This is a genomic window from Burkholderia sp. LS-044, from assembly GCF_004803625.1.
GTDB classification, from domain to species: domain Bacteria; phylum Pseudomonadota; class Gammaproteobacteria; order Burkholderiales; family Burkholderiaceae; genus Burkholderia; species Burkholderia cepacia.
In genome coordinates, this window is sequence record NZ_SSWO01000002.1 from 34,183 (window position 1) to 47,029 (window position 12,847).

A 12,847-nucleotide genomic window follows, 5' to 3' on the forward strand; every position below is an offset into this window, starting at 1 on the left:
AAGCGTTTCAATCTCTTGAGGGAGCCTCATGAGTACGCAACAGAACCGGCGCTTCGACGCGCTCGTTTTCATTGGTCGTTTCCAGCCTCCGCATCGTGGTCACCTGAACGTGCTGAAGTCGGCACTGAGCCGGGCCGAGCGCGTGTGCGTGCTGATCGGGTCGACCGACAAGCCCCGCACCATCAAGGATCCATTCTCGTTCGACGAGCGCCGCCAGATGCTGGCTTCGCTGCTCGACGCGTCCGAGCGCGACCGCGTGACGATCGCGCCGTTGCAGGATTCGACCTACAACGACGGCGACTGGGTGCGCTGGGTGCAGGACGCCGTCGCGTCCGCGCTCGGCGACGTCGCGCAGCGCAAGGTCGGGCTGATCGGCCACGAGAAGGACGCCACATCGTATTACCTGCGGATGTTCCCGCAATGGGAGCTCGTCGACGTCGACGCGACGGAAGACATTTCCGCCACCGAGATCCGCGACCAGTATTTCGCCGAACGCACCAACAGCTTCGTGCAATGGGCCGTGCCGGAACCCGTGTTCGGCTGGCTCGAGCGTTTCCGCACGCAGCCGGAATTCGCGCAGCTGAAGTCGGAAGCCGAATTCATCGCCGCGTATCGCAAGGCGTGGGCGGCCGCCCCGTATCCGGTCACGTTCGTGACGGTCGACGCGGTGGTCGTGCACTCGGGCCATATCCTGCTGGTGCGCCGCCGCAGCGAACCGGGACGCGGCCTGTGGGCGCTGCCGGGCGGGTTCGTGAACCAGGACGAGCGGCTCGACGCGGCCTGCATCCGCGAGCTGCGCGAGGAGACCGGCCTGAAGCTGCCGGAGCCCGTGCTGCGCGGCTCGATCAAGGATCGCCAGGTGTTCGATCACCCGACGCGCTCGTTGCGCGGCCGCACGATCACGCACGCGTGCCTGTTCAATTTCCCGACCGGCGAGCTGCCGCGCGTGAAGGGCAGCGACGACGCCGACAAGGCGCGCTGGGTGCCGCTGAACGAATTCGCGCAGATGCGCAACGTGATGTTCGAGGATCACTTCGACATCGCGTACCACTTCCTGGGGAAGCTGTGATCCGCTGATTCCCCGCATTCCGGTCCGCCGCGACAGACGCGGCGGCACTTCAACGGCCTAGAGGAGCTCTAGCCATGCAAAACGATCTCGGCGGCTTTGCCGCGGTTCTTGCCAATCCGATCCTCAACACGGATTCGTACAAGGCTTCCCACTTCCTGCAATATCCGCCCGACGCGCAGGCGATGTTCTCGTACGTCGAATCGCGTGGCGGCCGCTACGACCGCACGGTGTTCTTCGGATTGCAGATGTTGCTGAAGGAATATCTCTGCAAGCCGATCACGCACGCGATGATCGACGAGGCGCGCGATTTCTTCACGGTGCACGGCGAACCGTTCAACGAAGCAGGCTGGCGTTATATCGTCGAACGCTACGACGGTTATCTGCCGGTGAAGATCCGGGCGGTGCCGGAGGGTTCGGTCGTGCCGGTGCACAACGTGCTGATGACGGTCGAATGCGACGACCCGCAGGTGTTCTGGCTCGCGTCGTATCTCGAGACGATGCTGCTGCGCGTGTGGTATCCGGTGACGGTCGCGACGCGCAGTTGGCACCTGCGGCAGACGATCCGCCGCTTCCTCGAAAAGACCGACGACGACCTCGCGCAACTGCCGTTCAAGCTGCACGACTTCGGCGCGCGCGGCGTGTCGAGCGCGGAGTCGGCCGCGATCGGCGGCGCGGCGCACCTCGTGAACTTCATGGGCTCGGACACGGTGCTCGGCGTGCTGGCCGCGAACCGCTTCTATCGCGAGCCGATGGCCGCGTACTCGGTGCCGGCGGCGGAGCACAGCACGATCACGTCGTGGGGGCGCGAAGGCGAGGCCGACGCGTACCGGAACATGATTGCGCGCTTCGGCTTGCCCGGCGCGATCGTGTCGGTCGTGTCGGACTCCTACGATCTGTTCGCCGCACTCGACCTGTGGGGCGGCGAGCTTCGGCAGGCCGTGCTCGATTCGGGCGCGACGCTGGTCGTGCGTCCCGATTCGGGCGACCCCGTGAAGATCGTGCTGCAGACCGTGCGCGCGCTGGACGCGTCGTTCGGCTCGACCGTGAACGGCAAGGGGCGGCGCGTGCTGAACCGCGTGCGCGTGATCCAGGGCGATGGTGTCGACGAGCTGTCGATCGAAGCGATCCTTTCCGCGCTCGACGACGCGGGTTACGCGGCCGGCAATGTGGTGTTCGGCATGGGCGGCGCGCTGCTGCAACAGGTGAACCGCGATACGCAGCGCTTTGCGATGAAGTGCTCGGCGATCCGGCGTGGCGGGGAGTGGCACGACGTTCGCAAGGATCCGGTCACCGATCAGGGCAAGCGCTCGAAGAAAGGGCGGCTCACGCTGCTGCGCAATGATCGAACCGGCGAGTATCGGACGACGACGCTGCCGGTTGCGTGGGACGACCGGATGCTGGAAGGCGAGTGGGAAGAGGCGCTCGAGACGGTGTTCGATTCGGGGCGGCTGCTCGTCGATACGTCGTTTGCCGAGGTGCGGGCGAGGGCGCACGCAGGGGAGGTGTGACGCGGGCGGCGGGGTATCCCGCCGCGTCGTTCGCGTTCGGGCGGCGTGGGCGACGGGCGTGCACGGTGCGGCATCTGCGTCGGCTTCTCCCGTCAGTACGTTCGCAGGCGCCGACACGAAATTGATGTCGCCTTCATCGAAACCATCGAACGCGCTCGCCTGCCGTCACGATTCGCGGGCGAGCACGTGCCCTGCCGTGTCCGCTGCCCGCACCGCCTCCATCGCCCGCGCCAGCGCATCGAACACCGCCGGCCCCTTGCAGCGCGACACGTTGAAGCGCATGAACGAGGTCGCGCCGTGCGACGCACTGAACACGTTGCCCGGCGCGAGTACCACGTCGTGATCGAGTGCATGGCGTGCGACACGCGCGGCATCGAGCCCGTCGGGCAACTCCGCCCACACGAACAGGCCGCCGCGCGGCTCCGTCCAGATCCCGAGGCCTGCGCGTGCGAGGCGCCGGATCGTCTCGCCCATTGCATCCGCGAGACGTGCGCGCAGGCTGTCGAGATGGCGCCGGTACGTGCCGTCGACGAGCAGCCGGTGCACGACGTTCGCGCCGATCTGCGCATGGCCGAACGACGTCGCCAGCTTCAGGTCGACGAGCGCATCGATCCATTCCGGGCGCGCGGCGACGTAGCCGCAGCGGACCGCGGCCGACAGCGTCTTCGAGAAGCTGCCGATCGACACGACGCGCGACAGCCCGTCGAAGGCCGCGAGGCGCGGCGCGGGCGTGCTCTCGAAATCCGCGAAGATGTCGTCTTCGACAATCAGCAGGCCGTGCTCGGCCGCGAGCGTCAGCAGGCGGTGTGCGACGGGTGTCGCGAGCGTCGCGCCGGTCGGGTTGTGCAGTGCCGCGTTGGTGATGTACAGGCGCGGCCGGTGCTCGGCCAGCACCTGCTCGAAGCGCGCGAGATCGGGCCCGTTCGGCGTGTACGGGACGCTGACGATCCGCGCGCGATGCGCGCGCAGCAGCGCCTGGAAGTTGAAGTAGCACGGATCGTCGAGCACGACCGTGTCGCCCGGCTCCAGCAGCAGGCGGCACACGAGGTCGAGCGCATGCGTGCCGCCGTCGGTCAGCATGATCTGCGCGGGTTCCGCGTGGACGCCGTGCTGCGCGAGCCGCCAGGCGAGCTGCTGGCGCAGCGCGGGCAGGCCGAGCGGCGTCGCGTAATCGGTCAGCGCGTCGGATTCGTCGCGCGACACGGCACGCAGCGCGCGGCGCAGGCTCTCGTCCGGCAGCCACGACGGCGGCAGCCATCCGCAGCCGGGCTTCACGGTCGTCGGCGCGGCCTCGAGCGACTGGCGCGACAGCCACAGCGGATCGAGCTCGCGATCGAGACGCGGGCCGAGATCGGCGAGCGCGAGCGGCGGCGCGTGCCCCGACACGTAGAAGCCCGAGCCGCGCCGCGCGACGAGCACGCCTTCGCTCGCGAGCCGCTCGTATGCATCGACGACGGTCGATTTCGACACGCCCAGCCCGTCGGCCATCATCCGGATCGACGGTACGCGCGCACCGGGCATCAGCGCGCGGCTCGCGATCCGCGCGCGCAAGGTGTCCATCACGGTTTCCACGCGCGTGCGCGACGGCGCGGGCGGAACGGGAAGCGGGGCGGAATGGCTCATCGCGAAGAATGAACTGTACGGACGGTTGTCCAGTACAGTTTGTCGGAATTGTATTGGGCTGTAGCTTACGCGCTTTTCACGGGCGGCGGATCATCGGTGATCCACTTTCCCCGTTCAGGATTTCCCGTGCAAAAGACGACCAACGGATGGCTCAGCGGCCTGCTGGGCGTGATCATCTTCAGCGGCTCGCTGCCCGCGACGCGTATCGCGGTGCAGGGGCTCGACCCGCTGTTCCTCACGTTCGCACGCGCGACGATCGCCGGCGCGCTCGGCCTGCTGCTGCTCGTCGTGCTGAAGCAGCGGCGGCCGACGCGAGCCGAGGCCGTGTCGCTGGCCATTGTCGCGCTCGGGGTCGTCGTCGGTTTTCCGTTGCTGACGGCGCTCGCGCTGAAGCATGTGACGTCCGCGCACGCGATCGTGTTCGTCGGGCTGCTGCCGCTCGCGACCGCGCTGTTCGGCGTGTGGCGCGGCGGCGAGCGGCCGCGGCTGCCGTTCTGGATCTTCTCGATCGTCGGCAGCGGTGCGGTGGCTGCGTTTGCGTTGCGCAACGGCGGCCAGGCGTCGGTGGTCGGCGATGCGCTGATGCTGGCCTCGATCGTCGCATGCGGGCTGGGCTACGCGGAAGGCGCGCGCCTGTCGCGCCAGCTCGGCGGGTGGCAGGTGATCTCGTGGGCGCTCGTGCTGTCGCTGCCGCTGATGCTGCCGCTCACGTGGCTCACCTCGCCCGCGTCGTTCGACGGCGTCGATGCCGCCGCGCTGTGGGGGCTCGCGTACGTGTCGCTGTTCAGCATGCTGATCGGTTTCGTGTTCTGGTATCGCGGGCTCGCGCTCGGCGGGATCGCGGGCGTCGGCCAGTTGCAGCTGCTGCAGCCGTTCTTCGGCCTGCTGCTGGCGGCCGGGCTGCTGCACGAGACGGTACCGCCGTCGATGGTCGTCGTGACGGTCGTCGTGGTCGGCTGCGTGGCGGGCGCGAAATACTTCTCGAAAGTGGCACCCGTACGGCGCGCGGGCTGACGCGCGCGTGGAGGAGGGAACGGGCGCGACCCGCCGCAGGTCGCGCCCGTTCGCGCTCAATCGTCCGGGGTGCACACGCGCAAGCGGTGGCCGTCCGGGTCGAGCGCGACGAACGTCAGGCCGAACACGGCCGTCATCGGCGCCTGCTCGAACGTCACGCCGAGCACCTTCCACGCTTCGTACAGGCGTCGCACCTCGTGGTCGTCGTCGACCATAACGGATCGTGTGGCCATTCGCGCTCGGCTATTTCAATGACGTGCGCATCCTGGCGGCGTGGTGCGAAGGTCGGAACGATTTCCGGCATTTTCGGACGGATCGCATCGTCGCGCTCGAACGGCTGGACGTGCGCTATCCGCGGCGGCGCACGGCGTTGCTGAAGGCGTGGCGTGCGGCGGGCGCCGACGTGCGCGTGACGGTGAGGTGAGGGGCGAGGTGCGCAGGCCGCGCACCCCGTTCCGTCGTGCCGGCCTTACTCGAACGTTTCGAGGGCGAGCAATTCGTCGATCGTCTGCCGGCGGCGGATCAGCCGCGGCGTGCCGCGATCGACGAGCACTTCCGGCGCGAGCGGCCGGCTGTTGTAGTTCGAGGACATCGACGCGCCGTACGCGCCCGCGTCGTGCAGGAACAGCAGGTCGCCGATCTGCGGCTGCGCGAGCTTGCGGTGCGTGACCACGCCGCCCGCGTCCTGCGTGAACACGTCGCCCGACTCGCACAGCGGCCCCGCGATCGCGAGGTCGACCAGCGGTCGTCCGGCCGGCAGCGCGCCATCGTGCGCGTGCACCGACACCGCGTGGTAGCTGCCGTACATCGACGGGCGCATCAGGTCGTTGAAGCCCGCGTCGATCAGCACGAAATCGTGCTTCGGCCGGCGGTTGACGGCCTGCACTTCGGTGACGAGCGTGCCGGCTTCGGCGACGAGGAAGCGGCCCGGTTCGATCTCGATGCGCACCGGGTGGCCGAGATGCCGTTCGATCCGCTTGCGCGCGGCATCCCACTGGCTGAAGTAGTGCCCGACGTCGACGCGCGGCTCGCCGTCGCGATACGGGATCGACAGGCCGCCGCCGGCCGAGATCGCGTCGATGTCATGGCCGAGCGACGTGACGAGGTCGACCATCGCATCGCACACCTGCGACAGGTGTCCGTAGTCGACGCCCGACCCGATATGCATGTGGATGCCGACCAGCTTCAGCCCGTACTGGCGCACGATCTCGATCGCGCGCGGCACGTCGTCGATCCAGATGCCGTGCTTGCTCTGCGGGCCGCCGGTGTTGGTCTTGTTGCTGTGGCCGTGGCCGAAACCGGGGTTGACGCGCAGCCACACGCGGTGGCCGGGCGCATGCTCGCCGATGCGCGCGAGCATGTCGAGCGAACCGGCGTTCACGGTCACGCCGTGCTTCAGCACCGCCGCGAGCGTCGGGCGGTCGATCAGGTCGGCCGTGAACACGACGCCTTCCGGCTCGCCGGCCGGGCTGAACCCCGCCGCGAGGCTGCGCTCGATCTCGCCGAGCGACACGGCATCGACGCACGCGCCTTCCTCGCGCATCAGCTTCAGGATATGGACGTTCGAGTTGGCCTTCTGCGCATAGCGGATCACGTCGAACTGACGCAGTTGGGCGATGCGGTCGCGGATGACGTCGGCGTCGTACACCCACAGCGGGGTGCCGTATTGCTGCGCGAGCGTCGCGAGCTGGCGGGAATCGAGGGACATGGCGGATGAAGCGGGTCGAATGAACGGATAACGTGAATGATGCGCCTGTTTATCTATGCAGTAAAATGCCTATTTATCGAAATTCGATTCACATCTGATATAGATGATCATGCTCACGCACCGCCATATCGAGGTCTTTCGCGCGCTGATGGTCACCGGCAGCACGACGCGCGCGGCCGAGATGCTCTATACGTCGCAACCGACGATCAGCCGCGAGCTCGCGCGCATGGAGCAGGTCGTCGGCTTCGCGCTGTTCGAGCGCGCGCACGGCCGGTTGCGGCCGACGATGGCCGCGCTCACGCTGTTCGACGACGTGCGGCTCGCATATGTGGGGCTTGAACGCGTCGCGGCCACGGCCGCGCGCCTGCGCGAGTTTCGCGACGGTCAACTGTCGGTGATCGCGCTGCCGGCGTTCTCGCACGCGATCCTCCCAGGCGCGGCGCGCCGGTTTCGCGACGCCCATGCGGGCGTCAGCCTGTCGGTCGAAACGCAGGAATCGCCGATGCTCGAAGAGTGGCTCACCGCGCAGCGTTACGACCTCGGGCTGACCGAGCACGACGTCGCGCCGGCCGGCACCGTGCTCACGCCGCTGCTCGAAGTCGACGAAGTATGCGTGCTCCCCGACGGCCATCCGCTGCTCGCGCAGGACGCGATCGATCTGCCGGATCTCGCCGATCGCCCGTTCGTGAGCCTGTCGCTGAATGATCCGTACCGCATCCTGATCGACGAGGCGTTTGCGCAGCTCGGCGTGGCGCCGCGCTCGGTCGTCGACACGCCGTCGGCCGTGTCGGTATGCGCGTTCGTGCGGCAGGGGCTCGGCGTCGCGATCGTCAATCCGCTGACCGCGCTCGATTTCGTCGGGCGCGACCTGCACGTGCGGCCGCTCACGCGGTCGTTTCCGTATCGCGTCAGCGTGATCGTGCCCGAGCACCGGCCGAAAAGCCTGCTCGTCGACGCGTTCACCGATGCGCTGCGCGGCGAGGCGAAGGCGATCCGCCGCCGGTTGGCCGCAGTCCTCGGCTGACGCGGCCGTATGATTGGGCGTTTCGCCGCCATCGCCGTTTTTTGTCTTTTCCGGAACCGCTCATGACCGATGCTTCCGCTTCCCTCGAACAACCGATTCTCACCGGCGAACGCGTCGAACTGCGGCCGCTCGAGCGATCCGATCGGCAGGCGCTGCTGGACGCTGCCGCGGACGGCCGGTTGTGGAACCTGAAGGTCACGGTCGTGCCGGGCCCGGACACGATCGACGCCTACATCGACACGGCATTGCAGGGGCGTTCGGCCGGCACCGTGATGCCGTTCACGATCGTCGATCGCGCGTCCGGCCGTGCGATCGGCAGCACGCGTTTCTGGAAGATCGATCGCAAGAACCGCAAGCTCGAGATCGGCCATACGTGGCTGAGCGAATCGGCGCAGCGCACGCGTGCGAACACCGAAGCGAAATGGTTGCTGCTGGGTTATGCGTTCGACGTGCTGCAATGCGTGCGCGTGCAGTTCACGACCGACGAGCTGAACGAGAAATCGCGCGCGGCGATCCTGCGGCTCGGTGCGAAGCAGGAAGGCATCGTGCGGCACGAACGGATCATGCCGGACGGCCGCAAGCGCAATTCGGTGCGCTTCAGCATCATCGACGACGAATGGCCGGAGGTGAGGGCGCGGTTGATGGCGAAGCTCGCGACATAACCTGTCGCGTAAGACGCCTGGTGTGCGTCGCGTCGCCGGAGAGGGCGGCGACGCGACGGCAGGGGAAGAAGCCGTGCGCCGCGCACGACGCGCGGCGCGGCGGCGCGTTACTGCGCCGATGCGAGGTGGTGGCGCTCCGCGAGCTTCTGCGCGTCGGCGTAATGCTTCTGCAGGATCGGCAGCGACTGGCGTGCGACTTCCTTCAGCTTCGTGTCGCGGCCCGATGCGATTTCGGCCTGGAAGGCCGAGATGGTCTTCTGCTGGCCGGCGAGCGCGACCTGCTCGATGTACGCCTTGTCGAACTCGGCGCCGCGCAGGGTCTTGATGCTGTTCAGCACGGCCGTGTCGGGGTCGTTGGCGGGCACGTCGACGCCGCGCGGGCTGGCTGCGCGCATCGCCTGGATGATCTTTTCATCGTCGGCCGACACGCGTTGCGCGAACGCCTTGACCTGGCTGTCCGACGTGCGCGAATCGGCGATGCGCGCCGCGTCGTGCTGCGTCGACACCGTTTTCGTGCCGTCCGTGATGAATGCCTGGTCGGCTTCGTGGATGCGCGTCGCAGCGGCGGCCGGCGCGGCCGGTGCCGGTTGTGCGGTTTGCGCGGTCGCCGTCACGGCGACGAGAAGCAGGCCAGCGGCAGACAAAGCAAGGCGCGAGACGTGGGGAAAGCGGTTCATGGGGACCTCCTTTCAATCGGGGCTCTGGTTGAAAAACGGATCGGGTGATCCGTCGCTGTGCGAGAGACCGGGCGCGCCCGGGCCGGATTCGACCGCCGCTCTGCCGCGGCGCCGGTCGAAGTGTTTCCCGGCCCGACTGATTCTAGGAGGGCGATCCGGTAGCAGGTGCAACCGCGCTGTGGTTTGTGTAACGGTTGGTAAGACGAATCGATGAGCATGCGTGTCGGCAGGTATTGCGTACCTGTCGCGTGCGTGGTGGCGGCAATTTTTGCGCGCATGCGGCGTGCGGGATGCACGCGGGTGTCATCTGGCAGTCATCGTCACGCCGCGGTGACGCGCGCGTCGAGCGTCGACGCTGGCCGGCTCGCGATGCGTGCGAACGCGTCACACGCGGTCGAGCAATGCGTCGAGACGCGGCAGCAACGGCGTCGCGCAATGTGCCTGCAACGCGTCCGGCGCGGTGTAGCCCCACGCAACACCCTGGAATGCGATGCGCGCGCGTCGTGCCGCGTCGGCGTCGCGGATTTCATCGCCCACGTACAGCACTTCGTCGTTGCGCAGGCCGGCTTCATGAACGAGTGCGCGCAGGCGACGGGCCTTGCCGAACAGCGGAATGCCGCACGCGAAATGTTCGACGCGGCTGCTGGCGTGCGGGCCGAGCCGGTCGCGCACGATCTCCTCGGTGTTCGACGTCGCGATCGCGATGCGGATGCCGCGCGCGGCGAGCGCGTCGAACGTTTCGCCGACGCCGGGGAACAACGCCACTTGCGCGACGCGCGGCCGCATCAGGCGACGCATGTCGATCGTCACGCGCGGCACTTTCCACATCGGCACGTCGAGCGCGCGAATGATGTCGCGCGCCGACATCCCGCGCAGTGCCGGGCGCAGCTCGGGCGTGGCGTCGCGAAAGCCGTGCATGCGCGACGCTTCCGACAGCGCTGCGAGAAAGCTGTCGAGCGAATCGGCGAGCGTGCCGTCGAAGTCGAATGCGATGAGGCGGTAGGGCATGAAGCGGCGTGGCAGGTTATCGGGCAGACGACATTGTCACCGAATCAAGGCCCGTCGACCGCACGGTCGGTTGCGCCCGCGGTGAAACGAGAGGGTCGAGCAGCTTCTTCGCGTCGTCCGGATGATCGGTGCTGTCCCTTGTCCCTCGCTGCGCGGCGCGGTATCGTCGACGCTTCGCTTTCCACTACCCCGACCGGAGACCGACGTGCCTGCTGCCACCCCCGTCACGCTGAGATTTTCCACCGACAAACACGAACTCGACGTCGACGCGATCTTCGACTTCCTGCATCGCGACGCGTATTGGTCGCAGGGTATTCCGCGCGACGTGATGGAGAAGGCGATCGAGGGTTCCCTGTGCTTCGGCGCGTATATCGGCGACCGGCTCGTCGGCTTCGCGCGCCTTGTGACCGATCACGCGACGTTCGCGTACCTGTGCGACGTGTTCGTGTTGCCGGCCGAACGCGGCAACGGCTACGGCCGCGCGTTGATCGACCACGTGTTCGCGCAGGAGATGGTGCAGGGCCTGCGCCGCATCATGCTCGTGACGTCCGATGCGCACGAGTTGTACCGGCCGGTCGGCTTCGGGCCGTGCGCGAACCCCGAGCGGGTGATGGAGATCCGCCGCCCGGACATCTACGCGAAACGCTGACGCGCGGCGCAGCGCAGCGCATACAATACGCGCTTTCCGTTTTTGCCGAAGAGAAACCGATCATGACCGAACAGGAAGCCGAACAGCTCGCGACGCATCGCCACTACAAGGGCGGGCTGTATCGCTACATCGGCGTTGCCCGCCATTCCGAAACCGAGGAATCGGTGGTCGTGTACGAACACCTGTGGCCGCATGCGCGCGGGTTGTGGGTGAGGCCGGAAGCGATGTTCAACGGCAACCTCGAAGACGGCACGCCGCGTTTCCGCAAGCTGCGCGACTGATCCTCGGCCGGCCGCGTAAGCCGGCCTTGCGGGCCGGCTGCACGAGCCGAATGTGCGGGTATCAGTCGCCGGCCAGCGCCTTCACCAGTTCCGGCGGTGCGTGCCGGGTCGTGACTTCCGGCGTGCCGTGCCATGCCGCGAGTTTCTTCACCGCCTTCGCGACGTCGGCGGCGAGCCCCGTGCCGAACCGCACGCCCGGCTCGACATGCACGGCCTTCAGTTCGAACGTGCGGAGCGTGCGATGCGCCTTCGCGTCGACGCGCCCGACCAGCCGGCCGCGATGCAGCACCGGCAGGCAGAAATAGCCATAACGCCGCTTGTGCTCGGGCGTATAGCATTCGATCGTGTAATCGAAGCCGAATAGCGTCGATGCACGCCGCCGGTCCCATACGACCGGGTCGAACGGCGACAGCAGCGTCGTGACCGTCGAGCGCAGCGTGTCGGCCTCGGCGGCCGGCAGCAACGCTTCGAGCGAGCGATGCACGTAGGCCGGCTCCTTCCAGTCGTCGATCGCCACCGGGATCAGGTCGCCCGCGTCGGCGAGCTGCTCGAGCTCCGCGCGGTACGAGCGGCGCGGCAGCCGATAGTAGTCGGCCACCCAGTCCGCACGCACGACGCCGAGTGCACGGCACGTGTAGTCGAGCAGCGCGGGCAGCACGGCTTCGCGCGGCGGCAGGTCGCGCGTGTCGTCCCAGCCGGGCAGCACGCGCTCGCGCACGTCGTACACGCGCTGGAAATTGCGGCGTTCCGACACCATCAGGTCGCCCGTCGTGAACAGCACTTCCAGGTGGCGCTTCTCGGGCTTGCGATCCCACCAGCCGTTGCCCTTCACGCCATCCTCGCGGACGAAATCCGCCGACTTCACCGGGCCTTCTTCACGAATCCGCGCGAGCAGCCGCTCGATCTCGGGACGATTCTGTTCATGCCATTCGGCCGCATATTTCCAGCCCATCCCCGACGGATCGAGCATCTTGTAGCGCATCAGGCCGAACTGCTCGACCGGCAGGAAGCACGCTTCGTGCGACCAGTATTCGAACAGGCGCGCCTCGGCGAGATGCTCGTCGAGCCACTGCGGCGAGAAATCGCCGAGACGGCTGAACAGCACGAGATACGGGCTGCGCGCGACGACGTGGATGGTATCGATCTGCAGCTGCGCCATCCGGCGGATCGTGTCGAGCACGTCGGCTTTGGTCGCCTTGCGGCGGGGCGGTGTCAGCAGGCCCTGCGCGGCGAGATGCAGGGCGCGGGCGGCGGCGGGCGAGAGCGTAAGCATCGGAGGGGCGGCCGGGAGTGATGGTCGGGAACCACTTTAGCGCGAAAGCGGCGCGCGCGTGCGACGTGCCGATGCAACGTGTCTGACAATGGTTGACAGATACGTTTCGCAAGTTTCCCTATAGTGCAGTCCATGGCGCGACGAAATGTGCGCGCAACGATTCCGCTTCCGACGCACATATGTCCATGGCACGCAGGAAGCGAATCCGGGATTCTCAACCCCCATCGGGAGACCCGGAGCCCTGAGCGGACATCCATGCGGCTGTGCACCGGCCCCGTGTGGATGTCCGCTGATTTTTTTGTTTTTTCCGGTTTGCTTCGCGGGCGGTTTCCCTGCTGCCCGTTCTGCCCT

General features: G+C 67.6%; 14 protein-coding genes and 1 pseudogene. 8 read left to right on the top strand and 7 right to left on the bottom strand.

The features are described from left to right. The first annotated feature begins 28 nt into the window (after nucleotides 1-28). Nucleotides 29-1,069 (top strand): bifunctional nicotinamide-nucleotide adenylyltransferase/Nudix hydroxylase, encoded by a 1,041-nt coding sequence (locus E9536_RS05220; RefSeq protein ID WP_027789549.1) that lies wholly within the window; start codon nucleotides 29-31, stop codon nucleotides 1,067-1,069. A gap of 74 nt (nucleotides 1,070-1,143) precedes the next feature. Beyond that, nucleotides 1,144-2,577, top strand: a complete 1,434-nt coding sequence (locus E9536_RS05225) for a nicotinate phosphoribosyltransferase (RefSeq protein WP_124671757.1) — start codon at nucleotides 1,144-1,146, stop codon at nucleotides 2,575-2,577. A gap of 165 nt (nucleotides 2,578-2,742) precedes the next feature. Here the strand turns inward: E9536_RS05225 and E9536_RS05230 are convergent, their stop codons facing one another. Further along, entirely contained in the window at nucleotides 2,743-4,200 is a 1,458-nt protein-coding gene (locus E9536_RS05230) for a PLP-dependent aminotransferase family protein (protein ID WP_136469435.1), read from the bottom strand. Nucleotides 4,201-4,326: 126 nt separating this feature from the next. Between E9536_RS05230 and E9536_RS05235 the strand changes: the two genes are divergently transcribed. Continuing rightward, complete coding sequence (locus E9536_RS05235; protein WP_060086264.1) at nucleotides 4,327-5,214, top strand: DMT family transporter; 888 nt, start codon at nucleotides 4,327-4,329, stop codon at nucleotides 5,212-5,214. A 56-nt stretch (nucleotides 5,215-5,270) separates the two neighbouring features. On the opposite strand, the gene E9536_RS05240 is transcribed toward E9536_RS05235, so the two are convergent. Next, nucleotides 5,271-5,429 (bottom strand): VOC family protein, encoded by a 159-nt coding sequence (locus E9536_RS05240; RefSeq protein WP_247873415.1) that lies wholly within the window; start codon nucleotides 5,427-5,429, stop codon nucleotides 5,271-5,273. A gap of 8 nt (nucleotides 5,430-5,437) precedes the next feature. Here E9536_RS05240 and E9536_RS05245 point away from each other — a divergent pair, with 8 nt between their 5' ends. Beyond that, nucleotides 5,438-5,638, top strand: a complete 201-nt coding sequence (locus E9536_RS05245) for a WYL domain-containing protein (protein ID WP_348772119.1) — start codon at nucleotides 5,438-5,440, stop codon at nucleotides 5,636-5,638. A gap of 45 nt (nucleotides 5,639-5,683) precedes the next feature. Here the strand turns inward: E9536_RS05245 and lysA are convergent, their stop codons facing one another. Then, a complete protein-coding gene (lysA, locus tag E9536_RS05250) occupies nucleotides 5,684-6,922 on the bottom strand; it encodes a diaminopimelate decarboxylase (RefSeq protein WP_027789542.1) in 1,239 nt (412 codons plus the stop codon). A 109-nt stretch (nucleotides 6,923-7,031) separates the two neighbouring features. Between lysA and E9536_RS05255 the strand changes: the two genes are divergently transcribed. Both E9536_RS05255 and E9536_RS05260 read left to right on the top strand, forming a co-directional pair. Then, the gene (locus tag E9536_RS05255) at nucleotides 7,032-7,946 is read left to right on the top strand and encodes a LysR family transcriptional regulator (protein ID WP_059698619.1); all 915 of its coding nucleotides are present in this window, start codon (nucleotides 7,032-7,034) and stop codon (nucleotides 7,944-7,946) included. 62 nt (nucleotides 7,947-8,008) lie between these two features. Beyond that, the gene (locus E9536_RS05260; RefSeq protein ID WP_027789540.1) at nucleotides 8,009-8,608 is read left to right on the top strand and encodes a GNAT family protein; all 600 of its coding nucleotides are present in this window, start codon (nucleotides 8,009-8,011) and stop codon (nucleotides 8,606-8,608) included. 107 nt (nucleotides 8,609-8,715) lie between these two features. Here the strand turns inward: E9536_RS05260 and E9536_RS05265 are convergent, their stop codons facing one another. The 3 genes and pseudogenes from E9536_RS05265 to E9536_RS42030 form a co-directional block, all read right to left on the bottom strand. Next, nucleotides 8,716-9,285, bottom strand: coding sequence for a DUF4142 domain-containing protein (locus E9536_RS05265; protein WP_111939383.1), 570 nt, complete (start codon nucleotides 9,283-9,285; stop codon nucleotides 8,716-8,718). A 384-nt stretch (nucleotides 9,286-9,669) separates the two neighbouring features. Then, on the bottom strand, nucleotides 9,670-10,293 hold the full coding sequence (locus E9536_RS05270; RefSeq protein WP_059587015.1) for an HAD hydrolase-like protein: 624 nt from the start codon (nucleotides 10,291-10,293) through the stop codon (nucleotides 9,670-9,672). A gap of 16 nt (nucleotides 10,294-10,309) precedes the next feature. Beyond that, nucleotides 10,310-10,417, bottom strand: a pseudogene (locus E9536_RS42030) (ABC transporter substrate-binding protein); the annotation flags it as partial. Nucleotides 10,418-10,498: 81 nt separating this feature from the next. On the opposite strand from E9536_RS42030, the gene E9536_RS05280 reads away from it, so the two are divergent. Both E9536_RS05280 and E9536_RS05285 read left to right on the top strand, forming a co-directional pair. Continuing rightward, nucleotides 10,499-10,942 (top strand): GNAT family N-acetyltransferase, encoded by a 444-nt coding sequence (locus E9536_RS05280; RefSeq protein WP_136469437.1) that lies wholly within the window; start codon nucleotides 10,499-10,501, stop codon nucleotides 10,940-10,942. Nucleotides 10,943-11,004: 62 nt separating this feature from the next. Further along, nucleotides 11,005-11,223 (top strand): DUF1653 domain-containing protein, encoded by a 219-nt coding sequence (locus tag E9536_RS05285; RefSeq protein WP_006480837.1) that lies wholly within the window; start codon nucleotides 11,005-11,007, stop codon nucleotides 11,221-11,223. 61 nt (nucleotides 11,224-11,284) lie between these two features. Here E9536_RS05285 and E9536_RS05290 read toward each other — a convergent pair whose 3' ends face one another. Continuing rightward, a complete protein-coding gene (locus E9536_RS05290; RefSeq protein WP_060086268.1) occupies nucleotides 11,285-12,496 on the bottom strand; it encodes a crosslink repair DNA glycosylase YcaQ family protein in 1,212 nt (403 codons plus the stop codon). Nucleotides 12,497-12,847 lie beyond the last annotated feature (351 nt).

Excerpts from the sequence above, each read along its gene's own strand:
- lysA (WP_027789542.1), bottom strand. The coding sequence starts at position 6,922 with ATGTCCCTCGATTCCCGCCAGCTCGCGACGCTCGCGCAGCAATACGGC.
- E9536_RS05285 (WP_006480837.1), top strand. The coding sequence starts at position 11,005 with ATGACCGAACAGGAAGCCGAACAGCTCGCGACGCATCGCCACTACAAG.
- E9536_RS05220 (WP_027789549.1), top strand. The coding sequence starts at position 29 with ATGAGTACGCAACAGAACCGGCGCTTCGACGCGCTCGTTTTCATTGGT.
- E9536_RS05240 (WP_247873415.1), bottom strand. The coding sequence starts at position 5,429 with ATGGTCGACGACGACCACGAGGTGCGACGCCTGTACGAAGCGTGGAAG.
- E9536_RS05270 (WP_059587015.1), bottom strand. The coding sequence starts at position 10,293 with ATGCCCTACCGCCTCATCGCATTCGACTTCGACGGCACGCTCGCCGAT.
- E9536_RS05230 (WP_136469435.1), bottom strand. The coding sequence starts at position 4,200 with ATGAGCCATTCCGCCCCGCTTCCCGTTCCGCCCGCGCCGTCGCGCACG.
- E9536_RS05225 (WP_124671757.1), top strand. The coding sequence starts at position 1,144 with ATGCAAAACGATCTCGGCGGCTTTGCCGCGGTTCTTGCCAATCCGATC.
- E9536_RS05260 (WP_027789540.1), top strand. The coding sequence starts at position 8,009 with ATGACCGATGCTTCCGCTTCCCTCGAACAACCGATTCTCACCGGCGAA.
- E9536_RS05265 (WP_111939383.1), bottom strand. The coding sequence starts at position 9,285 with ATGAACCGCTTTCCCCACGTCTCGCGCCTTGCTTTGTCTGCCGCTGGC.
- E9536_RS05255 (WP_059698619.1), top strand. The coding sequence starts at position 7,032 with ATGCTCACGCACCGCCATATCGAGGTCTTTCGCGCGCTGATGGTCACC.
- E9536_RS05290 (WP_060086268.1), bottom strand. The coding sequence starts at position 12,496 with ATGCTTACGCTCTCGCCCGCCGCCGCCCGCGCCCTGCATCTCGCCGCG.